This window comes from Marinibaculum pumilum (assembly GCF_042646425.1).
In the GTDB taxonomy this organism is placed as follows: domain Bacteria; phylum Pseudomonadota; class Alphaproteobacteria; order Ferrovibrionales; family Ferrovibrionaceae; genus Marinibaculum; species Marinibaculum pumilum.
Genome location: NZ_JBHRTR010000037.1, coordinates 1 through 24,052 on the forward strand (window position 1 = coordinate 1; position 24,052 = coordinate 24,052).

Sequence of the window (24,052 nt, forward strand, 5' to 3'; positions counted from 1 at the left end):
TGCCTCCTATGCAGCTGTTGGGTGTGGGAAACCGATACGGTAACGCCTCGCCCGTCGCGCCTGCATAGGATCTTGACCCGAGGATCGTGGCAGGACGGCGAAGCTACGCAGCGTCCCTGTCCCGTCGCGGCCCTCGGGTCAAGCCCGAGGGCGACGGTGACACGGCGAACACGCGGAAGAGAAGTGTGAGTCCCACGGGGCTTCTTGCCGTGGGGGCCTTCCGCCGCCGACCCCGCCTCAGCCGTAGCTCAGGTCTGCGAACTGCAGAACGCTGTCGGTGAACAGCCCCAGCAGGCGGACATTGCCGCCGCCGATCGTGCCGGTCTGGAAGTCGTTCAGGTAGTAGAGCGCGGAGCTGCTGCCGTCATTGGCGGCGACGACCACCGGGCCGCTGCCGCTGACCGGGCCGAGGGCCGCCAGCAGGTCGGCGAAGCCGGCCGATTGCAGGCCGCCGGACTGCACCGCCTGGGTGAGATAGACGATCTCGTCGCCGGACAGGTCGACCTGGCCGCTGCCGCGCTGGGTCACGGTGAGGCCGGCGCCGCCCTTGTCGATGGCGCTTTCCAGCTGACTGCCGGCCATCACCTGCACCCTGTCGGTGGCGGTCTGGAAGTTCGCGATCCGGTCGCCGCCGGCGGTGTCGCCGAAGGCGCCGCCCTCGAACTGGCTGGCATAGCCGATCCGGTCGCTGCCGGCGCCGGCCTGCATGACGATCTGGTCCGGGCCGGAGCCGGCGATCACCAGGGTGTCGCCGCCGGCCAGCACGATCCGGTCCGTGGTGGTATTGCCCAGCAGGGTCTCGACGCCGGAGACCTGGGTGGTGACGCCGAAATGGCCGCCGAGATGGACATTGTCGGCGCCGCTGCCGCCGGTCAGCGTCTCCACGTTGAAGGCGGAAAGCGTGTTGCTGCCGTCCGCCAGGGTCAGCCGGTCATTGCCGGCCAGCGGGTTCACCATCGCGACGGTCTGCGGCGAGGCGATGAAGATCGCATCGTCTTCCGCGACTCCGGTGCCGACGATGGTCTCGATGGCACTGGCGGTCACGGTGCCGCCGCCGGTCAGCTGCACCCATTCCAGGGAGGGGCTGCCGACGATGGTGTCGACCTGGGCGAACTGGACGCTGTTGTCGGGTGCCGCCGTCAGGGTCACCTGGTCGGCGGTGCTGGCGCCGATCAGGGTCTCCACCCCGGTGACCTGGACGCTGGCGGGGAAATGCCCGCCTAGCTGCACCCGGTCCGCGCCGGCGCCGCCGGTCAGGGTCTCCACATTGTAGGCGGACAGGTCGTTGCCGCCGCCGGCGAGGGTCAGGCTGTCATTGCCGGCCAGCAGGTTCACGACAATGCCGGTCTGTGCCGAGGCCAGCACCACCGCATCGTCGCCGCCGCTGCCGTCGCCCAGGATGGTGTCGATCCGGTCGAGGGTGACGGCGCCGCCGCCGCTCAGCCGCACCAGTTCCGCCGTCGCCGACCCGGCCAGGCTGTCGATGCCGCTGATCGTCAGGCTCTGCGCATCGGTGGCGATCAGGGTGATCCGGTCGCTGGCGGTCGATCCCGCCAGGGTGTCGATGCCGCTGACGCCGAGGGTGGCACCGCCGGACAGGATGATCCGCTCCGCGGTGGAATTGCCGGTCAGGGTCTCGATGCCGGAGACCTGCATCGTCGTCCCGAAATGACCGCCGGCATTGACGATGTCGGTGGAGGCGCCGCCCACCAGGGTCTCGATGTTGAAGGCGGACAGGATGTTGGCGCGGTCCGACAGGGTGACCCGGTCGGCGCCGCCCAGGGTGTTGATGATGCCCCCTTCGGGTTCCAGCACCACCGACCAGTCGTCCGCGCCGGCGGAACCGGTCAGGGTGTCGATGTTGGTGACCGAAAGCACACCCTGGGTGGCGACGGACACCCGCTCCGATGCCAGGGTGCCGGTCAGGCTGTCGATCGACGCGATTGTCAGGCTGTTGAGCCCGCTGAGGGTGATCGCATCGGCACTGGCGGAACCCAGCACGCTCTCCACCCCGCTGACCGTCAGGCTGGTCGCGGCCGACAGGCTGACGCTGTTCAGTTCCGGCGAGCCGACCAGGCTGTCGATCAGCGCCACCTGCACCGCCGACACGCCGGACACCAGCACCCGGTCCGCAGCGGTGGTGCCGATCAGGGTGTCGATGTTGGCCACCGCCATGTCCGTGGTGCCGGTCAGCCGCACCAGTTCGGGGCCGGCGCCGCCCAGCAGGGAGTCGATGCCGCCGATCGTCGTCGTGTTGCCGCTGCCGGCGATGGTGACATGGTCGGTGCAGGCGCCGCCCAGCAGGGTCTCCACCGCGCTGGCGGTGAGGGTGGCGCCGCCGGACAGGCTGACCCGATCCGCGCCGGCGCTGCCGGTCACCGTCTCGAACCCTGCCAGGGTGATGGTCGAGGCCGCACCAAGGCTGACCTGGCCGGGCCCGGCGATGTCGACCAGGGTTTCGATGGCGGAGACCTGGAAGCTCTGGACGTCGTTGCCGTCGACCGAGACATGGTCGGCACCGCTGCCGCCGGTGACGGTCTCGACATTATAGGCGGTGATCCGGTTCGCCCCGCCGGCCAGCGCCAGGCTGTCCGCACCGGCCAGCAGGTTGATGGCGCCTGACCCCTGCGGCTGCAGCAGGATCACCCGGTCGGCCTCCGTCGTGCCGACCAGGGTGTCGATGGCCGCCGCCGCCAGGGTCTGGCCGCCGCCGGTCAGGGTGACCCTGTCCGCGCCGGCGCTGCCGAACAGGCTCTCCAGCCCGCTGGCGGTCATGGTCGCCGCACCCGACAGGGTGACCAGGTCGTCGGCGGTGGAGCCGATCAGGGTATCGATGCCGCCGACCAGCATCGCCGAGCCGCCCGACAGGGTCACCATCTCGATCGACGCGCCGGCGGTCAGGGTCTCGATGGCGGCGACCTGCAGGGTGCGCGAGCCGGCACCGCCGACATGCACCCGGTCGCCGCCGCCGCCGCCGATCAGGCTTTCGATATTGTAGGCGGAGAGGGTGTTGCCGCCATCCGCCAGCACCAGCCGGTCGCCGCCGCCCAGCAGGTTCAGGATGCCGCCGGCCTGCGTCTGGATCAGGGTGACATGGTCCGCCGAGGCGGTGCCGGTCAGGGTCTCGATCGCCGCCGCCGCCATCGTCTGGCCGGCGCCCGACATCGCCACCAGGTCGCCGCCGCCAGAGCCGACCAGGGTGTCCAGGTCGGTGACCGTGACCGACGCGCTGTTGGTCAGGGTGATCATGTCGGAGGCGCTGGAGCCGGCCAGGGTCTCGATGCCGCCCACCAGCATGGCCGTCGGCCCGGACAGGGCGATGCGCTGTATTTCGCCGGTGCCGGTCAGGGTCTCGATGCCGGAAACCTGCATGGTGCTGCCGGCGGCACCGCCGACATGGACCGCATCCTGGCCACTGCCACCGGCCAGGCTCTCGACATTGAAAGCTGACAGGCTGTTGGTGCCATCGGCCAGCGCCAGCCGGTCGGCGCCGGCCAGCAGGTTCACGATGCCGCCGCCCTGGGCCTGCGACAGGCTGACATGGTCGGTGGCGGAGGTGCCGGTCAGGGTGTCGATCGCCGCCGCCGTCAGGGTCTGGCCGCCGCCGGTCATGGTCACCCGCTCCGCGGCGGTGGAGCCGGTCAGGGTATCGATGGCGGAAATCGACAGGGTGGCGGCGCCGGACAGGGCCACCCGGTCGACGACGCCGATCCCGGTCAGGGTCTCCAGGCCTGAGACCTGGATGGTATGGCCGGCGAAGCCGCCCAGCGCCACAGAATCCGCACCGGCGCCGCCGGTCAGGGTCTCCACATTGAAGGCGGAGAAGGCATTGCCGCCATCGGCGAGGGCGAGCCGGTCGCCACCGCCCAGTAGGTTGACGATGCCCCCCTGTTGCGGCTGCAGCAGGGTGACGGTGTCGCCGCTGGACGTGCCGACCAGGGTATCGATGAGGGCTGCGGCGGCGGTCGCTCCGTCGCCTCCCAGGTTGACGCGATCCGCGCTGGCGGTACCCAGGATGGTGTCAATGCCGGCAACCGCCACGGTGCCACCGTCCGATAGGGTCACCTGCGAGCCGTTGTAGCAGCCCAGGACGGTGTCGATGCTGGAAACCGTTATGGTCTGCGCACATTCGACCTCCAGGAAATCGGCTGTGGCGGAGCCGACCAGGGTCTCGATCTCTGCCACTACCATGGTGCTGGGCCCGCTGACGGTGACCAGGTCCTCGCCCTCGGACCCGATCAGCCAGGCGATGCCGCTCGCGGTCACGGTCCCCGGCGTCAATAGGCCCAGATTGGAGGCGTCGCCCGGGTCGCCGATGATCGTGTCGATGTCGGCGACCAGCACCTCGCCGGAGCGGCCCAGGGTGATCCGGTCGGGCGCGCTGCTGCCGAGCAGGATGTCGAAACCGGAGACCGTCGTCGTCGCGCCGCCGGAGAAGGTGACGGTGCCGAACTCGTCCACCGCGTTCACCAGGGTCTCCAAGTTGGCCACGACAAGGCCCCCTTCGCAGCCGCAGCCGGGGTCGTTGGTCGTCACCCGATCGGCGCCGGCACCGCCCAGGATGCTCTCGACATTGAAGGCGGAGAGGCTGTTGCCGCCATCGGCCAGGATCAGCCTATCCTCGCCGCCGGCCAGGTCCAGCATGATGCCGGTCTCCGGCGCGGTCAGGGTGACCCAGTCCGCACTTTCCGAACCGGCCATGGTGGCGATGCCGGAGACGGAGATTGTCGCCGGGGTCGCCAGGATGACGATCTCGTCGGCACTGGTGCCGGTCAGGGTCTCCACATTGCTGACATAGAGCTGGTCGCCGACCTGGCCGCCGACGGTGATGCTGTCCAGGCCCGTCCCGCCGGCCAGGCTGTCGATGTTGTAGGCGGTCAGGATGTTGCGGCCGTCGGCCAGCCGCAGCTCGTCATAGCCGCCCAGCAGGTTGATCAGGCCGCCGGTCTGCGCGGCTGCCATGGTGACGGCATCGTCCTGGTCGCTGCCGACCAGGGTGTCCAGGGCGCTGACCGTCAGGGTCTGGGCGCCGCCGGACAGGGTCACCCGCTCCGCGGCGGTGGAGCCGGTGAGGGTGTCGATGCCGGCCACGGTCATGGTGGCGCCGGACTGGCCGGATGCCGGCAGCAGGAAGACCCGCTCCGGGCTGCCGGACCCGGCCAGGGTCTCGATCCCGTCGATGGTCAGGGTGTTGCCGCCGCCCAGCAGGACATGCTGGCCGTCCGGTGCGCCATGCAGGACGGCGACGCCGCTGACGGTCCAGCTGCCGGGGGTGGACAGGGTCCAGTCCGCGGCACCGTTGCCCACCAGGGTCTCGATATCGGCGAAGGCGCCATAGACAGTGGCGCTGCCGCTGGCCGCCACCAGGTCCGCGCCGGCACCGCCGACATAGAGATTGCCCTGGCCGGCGCCGCGGAACTGCAGCTCGGTATCGTTCGGTCCGAACAGGATCCGGTCGCCGCCGGCCTCGGTGGTCAGGATCACCTGGGTCTGCGCGGCGGTCAGCTGAAGCGTCTCGCCGCCCGTCGCGGTCAGGGATACGGTCGTCATGATCTGCGGCTGCCCCTTGCCTGCCCGTGCGCCACGCCATTCCTGACACAAACCGACATGGTCCGGTCACGGTGCGTGACGCCTGATATGGTCAGGTTCGACGGAGAATCTGGCGGTCGGAAGGCAGGCATATGGCCCTCGCATGGCGGGTACCGGGGGGACCTGTCCAGGGCGCAGCCCACCGGCTGGACATGTGGCACGACCTTTCGGACGGGAAGTGCGGCAGGGTCTTACCAGCGACGTGATGCAGCGGATAAGGTGTCCCCGCGCGGCATGCTGCATGCCGCGTCAGCGACAGATCATATGGAAGGGGGAGGGCGCATGACCAGGACCGCCATCGTGACCGGCGCCAGCCGCGGCATCGGCCGCGGCATCGCGCTGCGGCTGGCCGCAGAGGGCTATGACGTGGCGCTGGTGGCCCGCAGCGCCGACACCCTGCAGGACGTGGCGAAGGAGGTCGGCGCGGCCGGCCGCCGTGCCGTGCCGCTGGCGCTGGATCTGCGGCAGGCGGATGCCGGGGACCGCGCGGTGGCCGGCGCGGTCGAGGCGCTGGGCGGCGTCGACCTGCTGGTGAACAATGCCGGCGCCACCAAGCGCGGCGACTTCTTCAGCCTGACGGAAGAGGATTTCCAGGACGGCTTCGCGCTGAAGTTCCACGGCGCGGTGCGGATGACCCGGGCGGCCTGGCCGCACCTGAAGGCGGCCGGTGGCGCGATGGTCAACATCATCGGCGTCGGCGCGCGCAACCCCTCGCCCGATTTCACCATCGGCGGCTCGGTGAACGCGGCCTGCGCCAATTTCGCCAAGGCGATGGCGCAGATCGGCACCCGCGACGGGGTCCGGGTGAATGCCGTCCATCCCGGCCTGGTGCGTACCGACCGGCTGATGGTCTGGGTGCGGCAGGCGATGGAGAAGGACGGGCTGGACGAGGCGAGCGTGCTGGCCCGCATGGCTGCCGATTCGGAGACCACGCGGATCGGCGAGGTGGAGGATATCGCCGCGCTGGTCGCCTTCCTGGCTTCGCCGGAGGCATCGTTCATCCACGGCTCGATCGTCGATATCGACGGCGGCCGAACGCGCGGCATGTAGGAGAGGGACAGCAGATGCGTTCGATCGACAAGGCCATCCGTGCCGCCGCCGTGGCGGCGCTCGTGGCGGGATTCGCGATCGCAGCCAGGGCCGAACCGGTGCTGCCGATCGACATCCGCAACGCCACCGATTGCGACATCGGCTTCTCCGTCTCGCCCCACAAGGGACAGGTGGCGGCGCCGGCGGGTCAGGTGGCGCGGCTGCTGGTGGAGACGCCGCCGGAGGCCGACGGCTCCAACAGCGTCTATCGCCTGGGCAGCAAGGCGATCGCCGACGGCTGCAGCGCGGCCCTGGCGAAGGTGGAGCAGGACTGGGTCCTGGTGCGCGACCCGGAGGGCGATTTCTACGTCAATCCGGCGGACCCGGCGAAGCCGGACAAGAAAAGCGCGGTGGGCGACGGGACCCCGACCTTCGTCTTCGCGACGGAGGACAAGAACAAGGGACCGATCCGCCTCACCCTGACCACGGAATAGCACGGCCCGCCGCCGGTGCGGCCCGTCCGACCGAAAGGAAGCCCATGCCCGACGTGAAGGCCAACGGCATCACCATCGCCTACGAGGATACCGGCCCGGCGGATGCGCCGCCGGTGCTGCTGATCATGGGGCTGGCGGCGCAGCTGACCCTCTGGCCGCAGGATTTCGTCGACCGGATCGCGGCCGCCGGCTACCGCGTGATCCGCCACGACAACCGCGATGTCGGGCTGTCGACCCATTTCCGCGACGCCGGGGTACCGGACCTGAACGCGATGATGGACGAGATCCGCGCCGGGCGCATGCCGGCGGTGCCCTATACCCTGGAGGACATGGCCGCGGATGCGGTCGGCCTGCTGGACGCGCTGCAGGTGCCGAAGGCGCATATCGTCGGCGGCTCGCTGGGCGGCATGATCGCGCAGCTGGTGGCGGCGCATCACCCGGACCGGGTGGCGAGCCTGGTGCCGCTCTTCACCACGTCCGGCAATCGCAGCCTGCCGCCGGGCGACCCGGATGCGATGGCGGCGCTGCGCACCCTGCCGGAAGACATGAGCTCGGTGGACTCCATCGTCAGCCATTCGGTCTGGCTGCGCCGCAAGATCGGCACGCCGGGCTTCCCCTATGACGAGGAAAAGCTGCGCGCCTTCCTGCGCATGCAGGTGGAACGCGACTACGACCCGACCGGCCCGGCCCGCCAGTTCGCCGCCGCCGTGGTGGCGCAGCCGCGCGATCCGCTGGTGGAGAAGCTGGACGTGCCGACCCTGGTGGTGCATGGCGACCGCGACCCGCTGTTTCCGATCGAGCATGCACGGCACCTGGCGCAGATAATCCCGGGCGCGCAGCTGAAGGTGATGGACGGCATGGGCCACGACCTGCCGCCCGGCCACGTGCCGGAGATGGCGGCGGCCATGGTCGCGCATTTCCAGGCGGCGCAGGTTTGAGCGCGCACGGCGCCGTCACCTGAGAGCGTCACTCGCGTACTTGATACGCGAGTCCATGCTGCCGCTTCTCAATAGATGCCGGCTCTTATTCAGCCTCGCGGAACCATGGATCGCGACGAGCGCGGTGGTGACGCCTTCCGGAAAACGCAGCGGCATCCGTGTCCGGGATGTGGGCGCAACGCCGGGAACCCTGCCAAATTGTAGCTGCGCGATAAATCCGGGCGGCGTGCGGCACCGGAGCGCGGCTCAGACCTCCATCGGCGGCCGGGCGGCCGTCGGTTCCTCCTGCGCCAGGCGCGGCAGGCTGGCCGCCAGGACGGCCAGGCCCAGGGCGACCGCGATCTCGTAGATCAGGGTGGCGCGCAGGGCGCCGGCAAAGGCGGGGCCCTGCAGCTGCTGTGCGGCAAGGCCGGCGGCGAGCGCCGGAAAGAAGATCTGCCCCTGGATCGCCACGCCGACCGCACTGCCGACCTGCTGGAAGGATTGCAGGGCGCCGGAGCCGGCACCGGCCTGCCGCGGGTCGACCCGCGACAGGATGGTGCGGAACAGCGGCGCAATGGCGATGCCGATGCCGATGCCGCAGGGCAGCAGCGGCGCGGCAAACAGCCAATGGTCGACCGCCTGGTCCAGGCCGAGGGCGATGACGAAAAGGGCGACCATTCCGGCGCCGAAGACCAGCGCGCCGATGGCGATGCGGGCCCGCGGCCAGCGCACGGACAGCCGGCCGGAGGCGATGGAGGCCAGCAGGATGCCGAGCGCGAAGGGAAAGGTGGTCAGCGCCGATTGCAGCGGCGTGAAGCCGAAGCCGGTCTGCAGGAAGATCGCGACGATGAAGAAGAAGCCGGACATGCCGGAGAACAGCAGCACCGTCATCGCGATGCCGGTCAGGAAGGATCGGTTGCGCAGCAGCGCCAGGGGCAGAAGCTCCGCCCGCGCCGCACGCCGGCGCTGCCGCTGCCAGGCCACGAACAGGGCGGCCAGCGGCAGGCTCGCCAGCATGATGCCGATCTCCCAGAGGGGCCAGCCGCGGTCGCGCCCCTCGATCAGCGGATAGAGGATCGCCAGCAGGGTCAGGCCGCCCAGCGCCACGCCGACCAGGTCCAGCCCGCCGCGGTCGCGCTGCCCCGATTCCGGGATCAGCAGGCGGCCGGCGACGATCGCCAGCAGGCCGATCGGGATGTTGACCAGGAAGATCGGCCGCCAGTCGAGCCCCCAGAGGTCGAGGGCGATCAGCGCACCGCCCGCCAGCGGGCCGCTGACGGAGGCCAGACCCGCGGTCACGCCGAACAGGGAGAAGGCGACCGCACGTTCGTGCGGCGCGAACATCACCTGCGCGATCGCCAGGACCTGCGGCATCATCATCGCCGCCGTGATGCCCTGCAGGATGCGCGCTCCGATCAATGCCTCGACATTGGGTGCCAGGCCGCAGAGCGCGGAGCCGAAGGTGAAGCCGGCGACGCCGAACAGGAACAGCCGGCGCCGGCCCAGCAGGTCGCCGAGACGCCCGAACGGCAGCAGACCGAGGGCGAAGACCAGGACATAGCCGGCGACGACCCACTGGATGTCGCTGTCGGAGGCGCCGAAGGAGGCCTGCAGGCGGGGGATCGCGACGTTGATGATGGTCACGTCCACCAGGTTGATGAAGCTGGCCAGCAGCAGGATGCCGAAGGCGGCCCAGCGGCGCCTGTTGTCGCCGGCCGTGCCGGCCGGCGGGGGGGCCGGCGGGGCGGCGGGCGCGGCCCCGGCAGTGGATTGGGACATCTTTCAGGTCTTTCGGTTTGCAGGCGCCAGGCCGCGCAGCAGTTCGCGGGCCATGGCGTCGAAGGAAGCCGGCCCGGCATCCGGCAGGCGGCGGAATCCCATCAGGGCGGCGACGATCATCTGCGCACAGGCCCTGGGATCGGCATCGGCGCGGAAACTGCCGTCCGCCGTGCCGTCCGCCAGGATCGCCTGGATGTGGCACAGCCAGCCTTCCAGCATCGGCTGCAGGACGGCACGGACATTCTCGTCATGGCGGGCGCGCTGGACGAGCTCCGCCATCACCACCAGGCGCTCCGGGTCCTCGGTGAAGGCCTCGCGGAAATCCAGCAGCTCGCGTTCCAGCCGCGCCGTCGGCGCCATGCCGGCGCGCGGATGGCGGGCCTGCTGGAGGTCGAAATCGTCGCGCAGCGATTCCGCGACCAGCTCGATCAGCCGGGCCTTGCCGGGCACGTGGTAGTGCAGGGTGGCGATGTTGATGCCGACCCGGTCGGCGATGTCGCGGGTGCGCAGGCCCTCGAAGCCGCGCTCCACGATCAGCGCGCGGGTGGCCGCAGCGATCGCGGCGGGGCGGTCGTCGGCCTGCGGCGGGCTGGCGGGCTTTGAGCGAGTGGGGGACATGCTTTCAATCAAGTGATTGATTGAAAGCATGGTGTCAATCGGAAAGACGCGGGAAGCCGGTATCCCTCCGGCTTCCCGCGCCGCCACCGCCGGCCGGTCAGGCCGGCTGCAGGTCGTAGTGGAAAACCTTCGAGATGATCTGCCAGCGGCCCTCCAGGCGGACCAGGGTCAGGATGTCGGTGAACAGCTTCTCGCCGATGGCGCAGCGGACCCGCGCCACGGCCGTCACCGGCCCGGCGAAGGCGATGGAGACGATTTCGTCGACCCGCGCCTCGCCGCGGGCAGCGGGGGCGGGCCGGTCGTCGACGACCGGGAAATAGGCATCCATCGTCCTGTGCACCAGGCTGCCGTCGGTGGCGCAGACGTAATGCGCCAGCGGGTGGAACACCTCTTTCAGGATGCCCGTGTCGCTGTGGTAGAGGCCGTCGAAATAGCGCGACAGGACCTCTGCCACCTCGCGGTAGGGCCCCCCGTGGCCGGCAGCCGCGGGAAGCCCTTCCGCTGCGGTCGCGCTCAGGCCAGGCCCTCCGCCTTCAGGGCTTCCTGCACCGCCGGTCGTCCGGCCACCCGGGACACGAAGGCGGCGAGGTTGGGCCAGCGGTCCAGGCCGATGCCGGTCGGCCGGGTCCAGTTGGCGACCGTGAACAGATAGGCGTCCGCGGCGGAAAAGCTGTCGCCCAGCAGGTAGGACCGCCCGTCCGACAGGAGCTGCTCGACCATGTCCAGGCGGTTGAACAGGCGGGTCTTCGCCAGCTCCTTCGCCGCCTCCGGCGCGTCCTTCTGGAACAGCGGGCTGAACGACTTGTGCAGCTCGGTGCCGATGAAGGTCAGATGCTCCTGCAGCCGGGTCCGCGGCAGGGTGCCGGCGGCCGGCGCCAGGTCGGTGCGGCCGTTGGCATCGGCCAGGTACTGCACGATGGCCGGGCCCTCGGTGATCACGTCGCCATCGTCCAGGCGCAGCGCCGGGACATAGCCCTTCGGGTTGATCTGGCGGTAATCCTCGCCGCCCTCGGTCTTCTTCTCCGCCAGGTTCACCTTCTCCAGGTCGAAAGGCAGGCCGATCTCCCGCAGCACGATGTGCGGGGACAGGGAACAGGCGCCGGGGGAATAGTAGAGCTTCATCGCGCATCCTCCTTGGTCGGGCGCCGTGCGGCCGCCGCTCCCGGCAGGCCCACGCCACGGCGCTGGTCGGAAGGTGGGACGGCTGGTTACCAGACGAAACCCCCTAACTTGCGGTTACCGCTATTCTCGGGTATCCCGCCGGTTACCTCGTCACGACCGCCGCAGGAGGCCGAGATGGCCCTGAAGGTCCGCCGCAGCAAGGCGCCACCGCCGCCGTCCGAATGCCCGCTGGGCACCTGCATGGCGCTCATCGGCGGTGCCTGGACGCCAAACATCATCTGGTACCTGTCCGGCGGTCCGCGCCGCTTCAACGAGCTGCGCAGCGACCTGCCGAAGATCTCCGCCAAGATGCTGAGCACCCGCCTGCGCGACCTGGAGGCGCGCGGCATCGCCACCCGCACGGTGATGCCGACCTCGCCCCCTTCGGTCGAATACGCCCTGACCGAGCTGGGCCAGGAACTGCTGCCGGCGATCCGCGCGATCGCGGAGGTCGGGTACAAGCTGAAGCAGGTACAGCGACAGGACGCCGTGTCGCGGACCGAAGCGGCCGCCTGACGGTCACAAGGGGGGAGCGGTCAGGACCGGCCGGCGCCCAGCAACCCGGCGATCTCCGCCGCCGGCCGCACATCCGCATAGGCGCGTGCCAGGAGGCGCAGGCAGTGGCGATGCGACACGGGGTCGTTGGCGGCGCAGCCATCGGCGCAGAGGATGACCCGGAAGCCGCTTTCGAAGGCGTCGCGGGCCGAGGCCTCCACACAGGTATCGGTCAGGAAGCCGGCCAGGATCACGGTGTCGATGCCGGCCTTGGCAAGGTCGGGGCCAAGCGGGCCGGCGCCGGGGAAGAAGGCGCTGTAGCCCCGCTTCCCGGCATGCCGGTCGGCCGGCGCGACGGTCAGCGACGGATCGATCCGCGCGCCGGGGCCGCCGGCCGCCATCTCCCGGGCATGGCGGTCGACCTGCGCGCTGCCCAGCAGGGCGGTCGCGGCGGCAGCGGCCGGCCAGGTCGCGGGCGGTGTCGGATGGATCCAGTGGACGATCGTTCGTGCCGATCGGGCCGCGCCGGTCAGGCGGTCGATCGCCGTACAGGCCGCGGCACCGTCGGGCAGGCCGCGGACGAAGCTTTCCGTGGCGTCGATCACCACGACGGCGCTGCGTTCGGGCACCAGGTCGGGAAAGGCGTGCAGCCGGCCGCGCCGCGCGACCAGCTTGCGCCGCAGCCGGTCGCCCAGGACGTCGGTCATTGGCGGCGCCCGCTTCAGGCCTACAGGAACTCTTCCGCCGCGTCGGCCAGCCAGTCCCAGGCATAGGCGGCCAGCGCCGCACGGACATGGATGTCGTAGACCTGCCCCGCCTCGATCACCAGCAGCAGCATGTCCAGCCGACCCAGCAGGGTCTGCACCGCGGTGCCGCTGTCCAGGACGTCCAGGTCCAGGGGGCAGCCCTTGGCCAGCACCTCGGCGCTGCGCGGGCCGTTCAGCCGGATCGTGGCGGCGCCGTCGCTGACATCGGTGACGGCGACCGGCGAGCGGCCCATCACCGCATGGATCTGGACGTCCGCGGCGGCGATCTCCGCGTCGCTGCCCAGCAGCAGCATCTCGTCCGGCCCCAGCCAGACCAGCTGGCGGCTGGGCCCCAGCGCGGTCCAGCGATTGGCCGGCAGCGGCCAGACGAGCTTCGGCCCCTCGCGCCCGGCCATTTCCTGCAGGACCGTGGTCATCGAAGCGGAGGACAGCGGCGCGCGGACGTTCAGCCGCCCCAGGAAGGGGCGCGGCGCCAGCGCCACCCCTTCGCCGAACAGGGCGGAGCGGTCGGCGAGCGGCCCGGCAGCGCGCAGCACCGGCAGCGTTTCCGGCGGATCGGCCGGGAGCGGGTCGGCCGGCAGCGGGGCGGTCTCGTTCTGCGGCGTCTCAGGCACGGGCGGCCGCTCCCTTGTCGTCGTGGAAGACCGGTTCGCAGATCCGCGCGGCAATGGGCTGCCCCCCCATCACGGGCACCTTCACCGCCTCGCCGATCCGCGACCGGCCGCCCTTCACCAGGGCCATCGCGATGGAACGGCCCAGGGTGGGGCTGAAATAGCTGGAGGTGACATGGCCGAGCATCGGCACCTGCTGCCCCGGCTTTGGTTCCGGAGCGTCGGGGGCGACGATCTGCGCGCCCTCCCGCATCACGGTGGCGGGGGTGTCGGTCAGCAGGCCGACCAGCTGCTTGCGGTCGGCGCGCAGCATGTCCGGTCGTGCCAGGGAGCGGCGGCCGACGAAATCGCCCTTGTCCGCCTTGATCATCGCGTCCAGCCCCAGATCGGCCGGGATCGTGGTGCCGTCGCTCTCATGTCCGACGATGATGAAGCCCTTCTCGGCGCGCAGCAGGTGCATCGCCTCGGTGCCGAAGGGCACCAGGCCGCGGTCGCGACCGGCATCCAGCAGCGCCTGCCACAGCGCGCGGCCATAGCGCGCCGGCACGTTGATCTCGTAGCTGAGCTCGCCGGTGAAGCTGACCCGGAACAGCCGCGCCGGCGCGCCGCAGACCTGGCCCTCCCGCACCGTCATGAAGGGGAAAGCGGCACTGTCCAGGTCGATGTCGGTAAGCGGTGCCAGGATATCCCGCGCCAGCGGGCCGCTCAGGGTTGCCACCGCCCAATGGTCGGTCATCGAGGTGCACCAGACCTGCAGCTCCGGCCACTCGGTCTGCAGCCATTCCTCCATATGGTCCAGCACATGGGCGGCATTGCCGGTGGTGGTGGTGACATGGAAGCGGCGCTCGTCCAGCCGCGCCACCACGCCGTCGTCCAGCACCGTGCCGTTCTCCGTCAGCATCAGGCCGTAGCGGCAGCGGCCCGGCTTCAGGCTGTCGAAACGGTTGATGTAGATCCGGTTCAGGAAGGTCGCGGCATCCGGCCCCTCGACCATGATCTTGCCCAGGGTGGAGGCGTCCAGCAGGCCGGCCGCCTGGCGCACGGCCAGCGCCTCGCGCTTCGTCGCCTGGTGGCGGTCCTCCAGCCCGCTATCGCCTTCCTTCGGCGATGGCGGCAGGGGCTGCGGGAAGCAGAGCGGGCGCTTCCACTGGCCGACATCCTCGAACATGGCGCCATTGGCCTCGTGCCAGTCCTGCATCGGCGTGCGGCGGACGGGGTCGAACAGGGTACCGCTGCGGCGCCCGGCCATGGCGCCGAAGGTGACCGGAACATAGGGCGGGCGGAAGGTGGTATGGCCGACCCGGTCGATGCTGTCGCCGCGCATCTCCGCCAGGATGCCCAGCGCGTTCATGCCGCCGACCTTGCCCTGGTCGGTCGCCATGCCGGTGGTGGTGTAGCGTTTCATATGCTCCACCGCGGCATAGCCTTCGCGCTCCGCCAGCTGGAGGTCGGCCGCGGTGACGTCGTTCTGGTAGTCGACGAACTGCTTCGGGCCGCGCCCCACCGGATGCTCGCCGGGGACGATCCAGACGGCGCGGACCCGGCCGCCGCCTTCGGTTCCGGTCAGGTCGGGCTCCGCCGCGCGCAGCGGCGGCAGGGCCGCGGGCTCGAAGCCGCATTCGCCGGCCGCCGCCAGGCCCGCCGCGGTGCCGCCGTCCAGTGCGGCCTGCAGGTCGGCGCTGCCGTCCGCGCCGCCGGCGACGCGCAACCCGTCGGGCCCGGTGGCGGGGCGGAAGGCGGTGAGGGCGGGGTCGTAGCGCAGGCGTCCGCGGGCCTGGCTGAACAGGGCGAGATTGGGGCCCCAGCCGCCCGACATGGCGACCAGGTCGGCGCCCTCCTTGCGAAGGCCGCCGATCATCGCGCCGCCGGATTCGCTCATCCGGCGCAGGCGGACCTGCTGCACCCGCGGCCCGCCCTGTGCCGCGGTCAGGGCATGGCCGGCCAGCACCTCGACCCCCGCCGCCCGCGCCGCATCGGCCAGCGGCGTGCCCTCGCCGCGCAGGTCGGCCAGCAGGCAATGCGCACCCGCCCGCTGCATCTGCACCGCGGTACGATAGGCGCTGTCGTTGTTGGTCAGCAGGCAGACCCGCTTTCCCGCCAGCACGGCATAGCGGTTCAGGTAGCCGCGCACCGCCCCGGCCAGCATCACGCCGGGCAGGTCGTTGCCGCCGAAGACCAGCGGCCGTTCCAGCGCGCCGGTCGCCAGCACCACCTGGCGGGCGCGGATCCGCCAGAACCGCTGCCGCGGCACACCGGCGGCGCGTCCTTCCGGTCCCGCCCGTCCGACCACCTGTTCGCACGCCGTCAGGTAGAGCCCGTCATAGAAGCCGGCGACCGTGGTGCGGGAGAGGCGGCGCAGGTTGGGCAGGTCGTCCAGCTCCGCGGTGATCCGCTCCACCCAGGCCAGCGCCGGGCCGCCGTCGATCTGCGGCCCGTCGCCCTTTAGCCCGTCGCTCTCCGCCAGCAGGTGGCCGCCCGGCTGCCGGTCGATATCGGCCAGGATCACCCGCGCGCCGGCACGGGCCGCGGCCAGCGCGGCGGCGAGGCCGGCCGGCCCGGCGCCGACCACCAGCAGGTCGCAATGGGCGAAGCGCTGCTCGTAGCGGTCCGGGTCGGCTCCTTCCGGCGCGCGGCCCAGGCCCGCCATCCGGCGGATCGCCCATTCATAGGCGCTCCACGCCTTGTTCCCCGGCCCCATGAAGGTCTTGTAGTAGAAGCCCGACGGCAGGAAGGGCGCGAACCAGCCGGCGGCGGCGCCCAGGTCGCTGGTCAGGCTGGGCCAGCGGTTCTGGCTGGTCGCGGTCAGGCCCTGGAACAGCTCCACCCCGGTGGCGCGGGTATTGGGCTCCGCCGCCGCGCCGCTGCCCAGCCGCACCAGGGCGTTGGGCTCCTCCTCCCCCAGGGCGAGGATGCCGCGCGGCCGGTGGTACTTGAAGCTGCGGCCGACCAGGTGACGGCCATTGGCCAGCAGGGCGGAGGCCAGGGTATCGCCGGCGAAGCCCGACATCTGCTCGCCGTCGAAGGTGAAGCCCAGGGGGGTGGCGCGGTCGATCCGCCCGCCCTGCGCCAGGCGCGCCGTCTGGCTCACGGTTCCTCCCGCCTGCTGTCGGTGATGTCCGCCGCCGGCTCCTGGCCCAGAGGCGGGGCAGGGGCAGGTGGCGGCGCTCCGGCGTGGGCCGGCAGCTCCGGCGGCGGCGCATCGGCCGGATAGCTGGCGAAGATGGCGTCGGTGGCGGTGTCGCGGGCGATGTTGAACCAGCGCCGGCAGCCATGGTCGTGGCGCCAGCGTTCCAGCACCGGACCCTTCGGGTTCTCCCGCTCGAACAGATAGCTGGCCCATTCCGCGTCGCTGGCCGCTTCCGGATCGGCTGGGCGGCGGATATGGGCCTCGCCATGGGCGGAGAACTCGCTCTGCGGGCGGGCACCGCACCAGGGGCAGTCGATGACGAACATGGCCCGCCTCCGGTTCAGTGCGCCACGGCCGCGGCGGCGGCCTCGTCGACCAGCGCGCCGCTGCGGAAGCGGTCCAGGCCGAACGGCGCCGCCATCGGATGCGGCTCGTCGCGGGCGATGGTGGCGGCGAAGACATGGCCGGAACCGGGCGTCGCCTTGAAGCCGCCGGTGCCCCAGCCGCAGTTCAGGTAGAGGCCGGCCACCGGGCTGTGGCCGATGATCGGGCTGCGGTCGGCGGTGACATCCACGATGCCGCCCCATTGCCGCAGCATCCGCAGGCGGGAAAAGGCGGGGAACATTTCCAGCAGCGGGCCGGCCATCTCCTCGATCATGTCGAAGGAGCCGCGCTGGCTGTAGGAGGCATGGCTGTCGGTGCCGCCGCCGATCACCAGCTCGCCCTTGTCGGACTGGCTGACATAGACATGCACGCTGCCCGACATCACCACCACGTCCAGAACCGGCTTGATCGGTTCCGACACCATCGCCTGCAGCGGCACGGAGGCGAGCGGCAGGCGGAAGCCCGCCATCTCCGCCAGGACCGAGGAATGGCCGGCGGCGACCAGGCCGACCTTGCCCGCGCCGATGCGGCCGCGGCTGGTCTGCAGCCCTTTCACGCGGCCGCCTTCCACCTCGATTCCGGTGACCTCGCAGTTCTCGATGATGTCGACACCAAGCCGGTCGGCGGCGCGGGCATAGCCCCAGGCCACGGCGTCGTGGCGGGCGGTGCCGCCGCGGCGCTGCAGCAGCGCGCCCAGCACCGGATAGCGGCCGTCGATGCGGATCGGCGGCACCCACTGCTTGACCTCGGCGGGGCTCAGGAACTCCGCATCGATGCCGTTCAGCCAGTTGGCATGGCCGCGGCGCGAGATCTCCCGCAGGTCGTGCTCGTTATGGGCCAGGTGGAGCAGGCCGCGCGGGCTGTACATGACGTTGTAGTTCAGCTCCCGGCTCAGCCCGGCCCAGAGCTGGACCGCATGGTCGTAGAGCGCCGCGCTCTCGTCCTGCAGGTAGTTGGAGCGGACGATGGTGGTGTTGCGGCCGGTATTGCCGCCGCCCAGCCAGCCCTTCTCCAGCACGGCGACCTTCTTCTCGCCGTACTCGCGCGCCAGGTAATAGGCCGTTGCCAGGCCATGGCCGCCGCCGCCGACGATGACGATGTCGTACGCCGCCTGCGGCTCCGCCTTGCGCCAGGCGGGGGACCAGTCCTCGTGATTGCTGAACGCGTTGCGCGCCAGGGTGACCAGCGAATAGCGCTGCATGCGGCCTCGAAGATTCCTCGCCCCGCCCGACCCCTCGCCCCGCGCTGGCTTGGCCGGCCGGACGGGCCGGTGGCTGCGGGTCGATACCGGCGCAGTCTATGCGCGTGGCGCAGCCCTTCCAAGAGCCTGCGACGCTTGCCGCCTGCGGCGCCGCCGCGCATGCTGCGCCGCCGCCGGCACCCCGGGGAGGAAAGGACAAGCGTTGAACGCCACCCGCTGGATCATGCTCATCGCGCTGACATCCGCGCGTTTCGCCGTGGGCTTCCAGATCGTCTCCGTCGCCAGCGTCACGGTCCATCTGCAGGGGGCGTTCGGCATCGACCATGCCGGGGTCGGCACCCTGGCCAGCCTCTACCTGCTGCCGGGTCTGCTGCTGGCGATCCCGGCTGGCTGGCTCGGCTTCCGCTTCGGCGACCGGACGATGGTGCTGGTCAGCCTGGTGCTGATGGTGGTCGGTGGCTGCATTGCGACAATCGCCGTCGACCCGGTGATGCTCGGCGCCGGCCGGATCGTCGCCGGCAGCGGCGGGGTGATGATGATCGTGCTGAACAACAAGATGATCGCCGACTGGTTCGACAGCCGTACCATCGTCACCGCGATGGCGGTGATGATGTCCGGTTTCGCCCTGGGAATCGGGCTGGGCATGGTGGCGCATGTCTTCTTTGCCGACCTGGCCGGCTGGCCGGCCGCGCAATGGTCGACCGCGGCCATGGCGGCGATCGCCTTCCTGCTGACCCTGACGATCTATCGCGACCCGCCACTGGCGCATGTCTACCGCAACAGCGGCGGCGTGCCGGACGGCCCGCCACGCTTCCGCATCGAGCGGCCGGAGGTTCTGCTGATCTGCCTCGCCGGGCTGATCTGGGCGCTCTACAACGCCAGCTATCTGAGCTTCCTGACCTACGGCCCCGGGGTGCTGGGCGGCCGCAACGTGGATGCCCAGACCGCCGGCTGGATCATGGCGTTGGGCAACTGGCTGGCGATTGGCGCGATGCCGATCGGCGGCTGGCTGGCAGACCGCTTCCGCTCGCCCGGCATGATGGTCCTGGTCGGCGGCGTGGTGCTGGGTGTGGCCGAGATCGGGCTCGCCATCTCATCCGTACCGCTGCTGTCGGCGCTGGCTTTCGGCGTGTTCGGCGCCATGCCGGCGGCGATCATCGCCGCCCTGCCGGGGCAGGTGCTGAAGCCGGCCTCGCGTTCCGCCGGGGTCGGCATCTTCTACATCTGGTTCTTCGCCGGCGGGGCGGTGCTGCCGCCCCTGGGCGGGCTGGCCCGCGACATGACCGGCCTGCTCGTGGCGCCGATGGCGGTGGCCGTCTGCTTCATCGTCCTGGCCCTGATCGTCTATGCCATCTTCCGCGCCGTGCAGTCCGCCGGGCGGGCGGTGGCGGTGCCTGCCTGATTTTACATAGAAGTTTGTGGTGATTATTTTTCATACATAGAAATTGTTGATTTATGGCTTTTGCCAGCGCACTTTCCCGGCAATGGCAATCGGGGAGCTGTGCGCATGGACAATGCCGCGCGCCCTGAGGGCCGGAGAAGGAACCGGATCTTCGGAGGAGCCGCGATGCGGCATTTGCCGATCAGCATGACCCTGGCGGACCGCCCGGTGCTCGTCGTCGGCGGCGGCGAGGAAGCCGCCCGCAAGGTGCGCCTGGTGCGGCGCGCCGGCGGCCTGGTGCGCCTGGTGGCCGATGCGCCCGTGGCGGAACTGACCGAGCTGGCCCGCGACGGCGGCCTCGAGATCCGTGCCCGCGCCTTCCGCCCCGCCGACCTGTCCGGCACCGCCCTGGCCTATGCCACCAGCGGCGACGATGCCACCGACCGCCTGGTCTCCCGCGCCGCGCAGGCGGCCGGGGTGCCGGTGAACGTGGTCGACCGGCCTGAGCTCTGCACCTTCATCACCCCGGCGATCGTCGACCGCTCGCCGATCACCGTCGCGATTTCCTCCGGCGGCGCGGCGCCGGTCCTGGCGCGCCGCATCCGCGGCTGGATCGAGGCGCTACTGCCGGCCCGCATCGGCCGCCTGGCCACCCTGGCCGAGGGCCTGCGCGAGGCGGTGGCCGACGGGCTTCCCGCCGGGCGCCGCCGCACCTTCTGGGAGCGACTGTTCGACAGCCCGGCCGCGGCCCAGGCCCTGGCCGGCGACGAGGCCGGCGCCCTGGCCGGCTTCCGCGAGCAGCTGGACCAGGCCGCCGCGCAGGCGGCGCCGGTGCTGGGGATGGTGCATATCGTCGGCGGCGGGCCGGGCGACCCGGACCTGCTGACCGTGCGCGCGCAGCGGCTGCTGCAGGACGCCGACGTCATCGTCTACGACAAGCTGGTGGGTGACGAGGTGCTGGACCGGGCGCGGCGCGACGCGGTGCGGATCTTTGTCGGCAAGCAGAAGTGCAACCATGCCCGCAGCCAGGACGAGATCAACGCGATCCTGCACGAGCAGGCGCTGGCCGGCCGCAAGGTGGTGCGGCTGAAGGGCGGCGATCCCTTCGTCTTCGGCCGGGGCGGCGAGGAGGTCGCGTATCTCCGCGACCGCGGCATCGCCGTGGAGGTGGTGCCAGGCATCACGGCGGCGATGGGCTGCGCGGCCGCCGCGCAGCTGCCGCTCACCCACCGCGACCATGCGATGTCGGCGGTTTTCATCACCGGCCATGCGAAAAATGGGGAACCGGACCATGACTGGGCGACCCTCGCCCAGGCCCGGCAGACCATCGTCGTCTATATGGGCGTCAGCACCGCCGGCATGATCGCTGATCGGCTGATCGGCCATGGCATGGCGCCGGACATGCCCGTGGCGGTGATCGAGAACGGCACCCGGGCCGACCAGAAGGTGGTGCCGGCGCGGCTGGACGGGCTGGAGGCGGCCATGCGCGCCGCGGATGTGACGGGTCCGGCGGTGATCGTGATCGGCACGGTGGCCGCCCTGGCCAGGGTCCAGGGCCTGCCGGAAGAGCTCGCCGCGGCGGCCGAACAGCATTATGCGATCGCCGCCGAATAGGCCGGCGCGACCAAGCAACGGACGGAAGTAAGCGATGCAGAAGGGTGCCAAGGGCAAGAGCCGCGCGATGACCGCGAACCGCCTGCGCGACGGGTTGACGGTGTTCCTCGCCGATGGCGGCGAATGGGTGACCGAGATCGACCGGGCGGCGGTCGCCACCGATGCCGACGGCATGGCGGCGCTGGAGAAGCAGGGTGCGGACGCCGAGGCGGCGCAGCATGTCGTGGGCGCCTACCTGATCGATGTCGAGGCGGCGGACGGCCATGTGCGCCCGCTGCGCAACCGCGAACAGATCCGCGCCGCGGGCGGGCCCACGGTGCCGGGCGCCGTGGCCGATCCCGGTGCCGGCTACGCGCAATCCGCCTGAACGGATTCTAGGAGGCGCCCCGATCCGGGGTGCGGGAGCGAAAGATGTACCAGTACGACACCTTCGACCATGCGCTGGTGCGCGACCGGGTGGCGCAGTTCCGCGGCCAGGTGGCGCGCCGCCTGAGCGGCGAGCTGTCGGAGGAGGAGTTCCGGCCGCTGCGGCTGATGAACGGCCTCTACCTGCAGCTGCACGCCTACATGCTGCGGGTCGCGGTGCCCTACGGCACCCTGTCGGCGGCGCAGATGCGCAAGCTGGCGCATATCGCGCGGCGCTACGACCGCGGCTTCGGCCATTTCACCACCCGCCAGAACATCCAGTACAACTGGCCGAAGCTGGAGGATGTCCCCGACATCCTGAACGAGCTGGCGGAAGTGGAGATGCATGCCATCCAGACCTCCGGCAACTGCATCCGCAACACCACGTCGGACCCGTTCGGCGGCCGTGCCGCGGACGAGGTCGACGACGCCCGGATCTGGTGCGAGATGATCCGGCAATGGTCGACCCTGCACCCGGAATTCTCCTTCCTGCCGCGCAAGTTCAAGATCGCCGTCTCGGCGGCGGAGACCGACCGTGCGGCGATCCGGGTGCATGACATCGGCCTGCGGCTGTACCGCAACGAGGCGGGCGCGCTGGGCTTCGAGGTGATGGTCGGCGGCGGCCTGGGGCGCACCCCGATGGTGGCCAAGACGATCCGCGAGTTCCTGCCGGCGGAGCAGCTGCTGTCCTACCTGGAGGCGATCCTGCGGGTCTATAACCAGGAGGGCCGCCGGGACAACAAGTACAAGGCGCGCATCAAGATCCTGGTGCACGAGTCGAGCCCCGAGGTGATCCGCGAGAAGGTGGAGGCCGAGTGGCAGGCGATCCGCGACGAGGCGCTGGACCTGCCGGCGGAGGAAATCGCCCGCATCCGCGCCTTCTTCGCCCCGCCCGACTATCCGCAGCGCAGCGACAAGCCCGCGGCACTGGCCGAGGCGCGCGGCAAGAACCCCGCCTTCGACCGCTGGGTCGCGGCGAACGTCTCGCCGCACAAGGTGCCGGGCTATGCGATCGTCACCATCTCCCTGAAGCCGGTCGGCGGGCCCCCGGGCGATGCCACCGACGCGCAGATGGAGGCGGTGGCCGACCTGTCGGAGCGATACGGTTTCGGCGAGATCCGGGTCACCCACGAACAGAACCTGGTGCTGCCCGACGTTGCGCAGGAGGACCTGCATGCCCTGTGGCAGGCGCTGGGGAAGCACGGCCTGGCGACCGCCAACGTGAACCAGGTCAGCGACATCATCGCCTGCCCGGGCCTGGACTATTGCGCGCTCGCCAATGCCCGCTCGATCCCGGTGGCGCAGGAGATCACCCGCCGCTTCGCCGACGAGAGCCGGTCGGCGGAGATCGGCGAGCTGAAGATCAAGATCTCCGGCTGCATCAATGCCTGCGGCCATCACCATGTCGGCGATATCGGCATCCTGGGGGTGGAGAAGTCGGGCGAGGAATTCTACCAGATCACCCTGGGCGGCCGCCCCGACGCGCAGGCGGCGATCGGCACCATTACCGGCCGCGCCTTCGCCTATGACGAGGTGGTCGGCGCCGTCGAGCGCATCGTCGACACCTACATGAGCCTGCGGAACGAGGGCGAGATCTTCCGCGACACCCTGACCCGGCTGGGTCACGACCCGTTCAAGGAGGCGCTCTATGCCGCTGATCAGTGACGGCCAGGCCCGCGAGGATTCCTGGCGCCACCTGGAGGATGACGAGGCCCTGCCGGCGGACGGCGCCGCCGTCACCGTGAGCCTGACCCGCTGGGAGCGCAACGAGACCGAGCTGCGCGACTGGAACGGCCGGCTCGGCCTGCGCCTGGCCGCCGGCGAGCTGGCGGAGCAGGTGGGCGAGGATGCCGGCCGCTTCGACCTGATCTGCGTCGCCTTCCCCGCATTCACCGACGGACGCGGTTTCTCCACCGGCCGGCTGCTGCGCGGCCGCTACGGCTTCAAGGGCGAGCTGCGCGCCACCGGCCGGGTGATCCGCGACCAGTTCTTCTTCCTGCACCGGGTCGGCTTCGACAGTATCGAGGTCGCCGACCCGAAGCTGGCGGAACAATGGGCGGACGCCCTGGGCGAGATCTCCGTCGTCTACCAGCCCTCCCACGACCGCCGGGTGTCCATCCCCCAGGCCCGCTGGCAGAGCCGCGCCGCGGCGGAATAGGCGTTGCCAGATCGGGTTCGCCCCGGCGCCCTTGTGCCGCAGCGACCCACCAGATCGTCATTCCATGGCATGACCATGGAATCCATTCCGCAGGCATCGCGGTGCCACACGGCTGGCGGAATGGATCCTCGCCTCAAGGGCGAGGATGACGGACAGGGCGCGGAGCCAGGTGAATTCTGCGCCATCATCAGTGCATGGCGACGATGTTATGTGGCCGCTGTAATCCCGCCATTACCGGCGTAAGGTCCATGGCAGGTCTCCCCTATGCGGCACGCACGGTGCCCCGGGCGCCGCGCGACTGAGCCATGTCGCGCGGCGC

Annotated in this window: 19 protein-coding genes; 9 read left to right on the forward strand and 10 right to left on the reverse strand. The window is 70.8% G+C overall.

The window, feature by feature from the left end:
• Positions 1-237 precede the first annotated feature (237 nt).
• On the reverse strand, positions 238-5,550 hold the full coding sequence (locus ACFOGJ_RS23320; RefSeq protein WP_379905150.1) for a beta strand repeat-containing protein: 5,313 nt from the start codon (positions 5,548-5,550) through the stop codon (positions 238-240).
• Between the two features lie 321 nt (positions 5,551-5,871).
• On the opposite strand from ACFOGJ_RS23320, the gene ACFOGJ_RS23325 reads away from it, so the two are divergent.
• From ACFOGJ_RS23325 to ACFOGJ_RS23335, 3 genes are read left to right on the forward strand one after another with little or no spacing between them, the layout of a single operon-like run.
• Entirely contained in the window at positions 5,872-6,639 is a 768-nt protein-coding gene (locus ACFOGJ_RS23325; RefSeq protein ID WP_379905152.1) for an SDR family oxidoreductase, read from the forward strand.
• A gap of 14 nt (positions 6,640-6,653) precedes the next feature.
• A complete protein-coding gene (locus ACFOGJ_RS23330) occupies positions 6,654-7,112 on the forward strand; it encodes a hypothetical protein (protein ID WP_379905154.1) in 459 nt (152 codons plus the stop codon).
• Positions 7,113-7,156: 44 nt separating this feature from the next.
• A complete protein-coding gene (locus ACFOGJ_RS23335) occupies positions 7,157-8,050 on the forward strand; it encodes an alpha/beta fold hydrolase (RefSeq protein WP_379905156.1) in 894 nt (297 codons plus the stop codon).
• Between the two features lie 246 nt (positions 8,051-8,296).
• Here the strand turns inward: ACFOGJ_RS23335 and ACFOGJ_RS23340 are convergent, their stop codons facing one another.
• The 4 genes from ACFOGJ_RS23340 to gstA form a co-directional block, all read right to left on the reverse strand.
• A complete protein-coding gene (locus tag ACFOGJ_RS23340) occupies positions 8,297-9,811 on the reverse strand; it encodes an MFS transporter (protein WP_379905158.1) in 1,515 nt (504 codons plus the stop codon).
• Between the two features lie 3 nt (positions 9,812-9,814).
• Complete coding sequence (locus tag ACFOGJ_RS23345; RefSeq protein ID WP_379905160.1) at positions 9,815-10,429, reverse strand: TetR/AcrR family transcriptional regulator; 615 nt, start codon at positions 10,427-10,429, stop codon at positions 9,815-9,817.
• 97 nt (positions 10,430-10,526) lie between these two features.
• Positions 10,527-10,883: a nuclear transport factor 2 family protein gene (locus ACFOGJ_RS23350; protein WP_379905162.1), complete on the reverse strand. Its 357-nt coding sequence runs from the start codon at positions 10,881-10,883 to the stop codon at positions 10,527-10,529.
• Positions 10,884-10,942: 59 nt separating this feature from the next.
• On the reverse strand, positions 10,943-11,551 hold the full coding sequence (gstA, locus tag ACFOGJ_RS23355; RefSeq protein ID WP_379905164.1) for a glutathione transferase GstA: 609 nt from the start codon (positions 11,549-11,551) through the stop codon (positions 10,943-10,945).
• A 174-nt stretch (positions 11,552-11,725) separates the two neighbouring features.
• Between gstA and ACFOGJ_RS23360 the strand changes: the two genes are divergently transcribed.
• Positions 11,726-12,106 carry a winged helix-turn-helix transcriptional regulator gene (locus ACFOGJ_RS23360; RefSeq protein ID WP_379905166.1) on the forward strand — a complete coding sequence of 127 codons (381 nt, stop codon included), beginning with the start codon at positions 11,726-11,728 and terminating at the stop codon, positions 12,104-12,106.
• 20 nt (positions 12,107-12,126) lie between these two features.
• Here ACFOGJ_RS23360 and ACFOGJ_RS23365 read toward each other — a convergent pair whose 3' ends face one another.
• The 5 genes from ACFOGJ_RS23365 to ACFOGJ_RS23385 are packed head-to-tail and all read right to left on the reverse strand — an operon-like array spanning position 12,127 to position 18,175.
• Positions 12,127-12,792: a cysteine hydrolase family protein gene (locus ACFOGJ_RS23365; protein WP_379905168.1), complete on the reverse strand. Its 666-nt coding sequence runs from the start codon at positions 12,790-12,792 to the stop codon at positions 12,127-12,129.
• Between the two features lie 20 nt (positions 12,793-12,812).
• Positions 12,813-13,466, reverse strand: a complete 654-nt coding sequence (locus ACFOGJ_RS23370; protein ID WP_379905170.1) for a sarcosine oxidase subunit gamma — start codon at positions 13,464-13,466, stop codon at positions 12,813-12,815.
• The gene (locus ACFOGJ_RS23375) at positions 13,459-16,551 is read right to left on the reverse strand and encodes a sarcosine oxidase subunit alpha family protein (protein WP_379905172.1); all 3,093 of its coding nucleotides are present in this window, start codon (positions 16,549-16,551) and stop codon (positions 13,459-13,461) included. Before ACFOGJ_RS23375 ends, ACFOGJ_RS23370 begins: the two co-directional genes overlap by 8 nt.
• Positions 16,548-16,916, reverse strand: a complete 369-nt coding sequence (locus ACFOGJ_RS23380) for a sarcosine oxidase subunit delta (RefSeq protein ID WP_379905174.1) — start codon at positions 16,914-16,916, stop codon at positions 16,548-16,550. Before ACFOGJ_RS23380 ends, ACFOGJ_RS23375 begins: the two co-directional genes overlap by 4 nt.
• A 14-nt stretch (positions 16,917-16,930) precedes the next feature.
• Positions 16,931-18,175, reverse strand: coding sequence for a sarcosine oxidase subunit beta family protein (locus ACFOGJ_RS23385; RefSeq protein WP_379905176.1), 1,245 nt, complete (start codon positions 18,173-18,175; stop codon positions 16,931-16,933).
• A 202-nt stretch (positions 18,176-18,377) separates the two neighbouring features.
• On the opposite strand from ACFOGJ_RS23385, the gene ACFOGJ_RS23390 reads away from it, so the two are divergent.
• From ACFOGJ_RS23390 to ACFOGJ_RS23410, 5 genes are all read left to right on the forward strand, one after another.
• Positions 18,378-19,577, forward strand: coding sequence for an MFS transporter (locus tag ACFOGJ_RS23390; RefSeq protein WP_379905178.1), 1,200 nt, complete (start codon positions 18,378-18,380; stop codon positions 19,575-19,577).
• Between the two features lie 165 nt (positions 19,578-19,742).
• Entirely contained in the window at positions 19,743-21,170 is a 1,428-nt protein-coding gene (gene cysG, locus ACFOGJ_RS23395; protein ID WP_379905180.1) for a siroheme synthase CysG, read from the forward strand.
• 34 nt (positions 21,171-21,204) lie between these two features.
• A complete protein-coding gene (locus ACFOGJ_RS23400; RefSeq protein ID WP_379905182.1) occupies positions 21,205-21,537 on the forward strand; it encodes a DUF2849 domain-containing protein in 333 nt (110 codons plus the stop codon).
• Between the two features lie 44 nt (positions 21,538-21,581).
• Positions 21,582-23,240, forward strand: coding sequence for a nitrite/sulfite reductase (locus tag ACFOGJ_RS23405; RefSeq protein ID WP_379905184.1), 1,659 nt, complete (start codon positions 21,582-21,584; stop codon positions 23,238-23,240).
• Positions 23,224-23,733 carry a DUF934 domain-containing protein gene (locus ACFOGJ_RS23410; RefSeq protein ID WP_379905186.1) on the forward strand — a complete coding sequence of 170 codons (510 nt, stop codon included), beginning with the start codon at positions 23,224-23,226 and terminating at the stop codon, positions 23,731-23,733. The genes ACFOGJ_RS23405 and ACFOGJ_RS23410 overlap by 17 nt, the downstream gene beginning before the upstream one ends.
• The last annotated feature ends 319 nt before the right edge of the window (positions 23,734-24,052 follow it).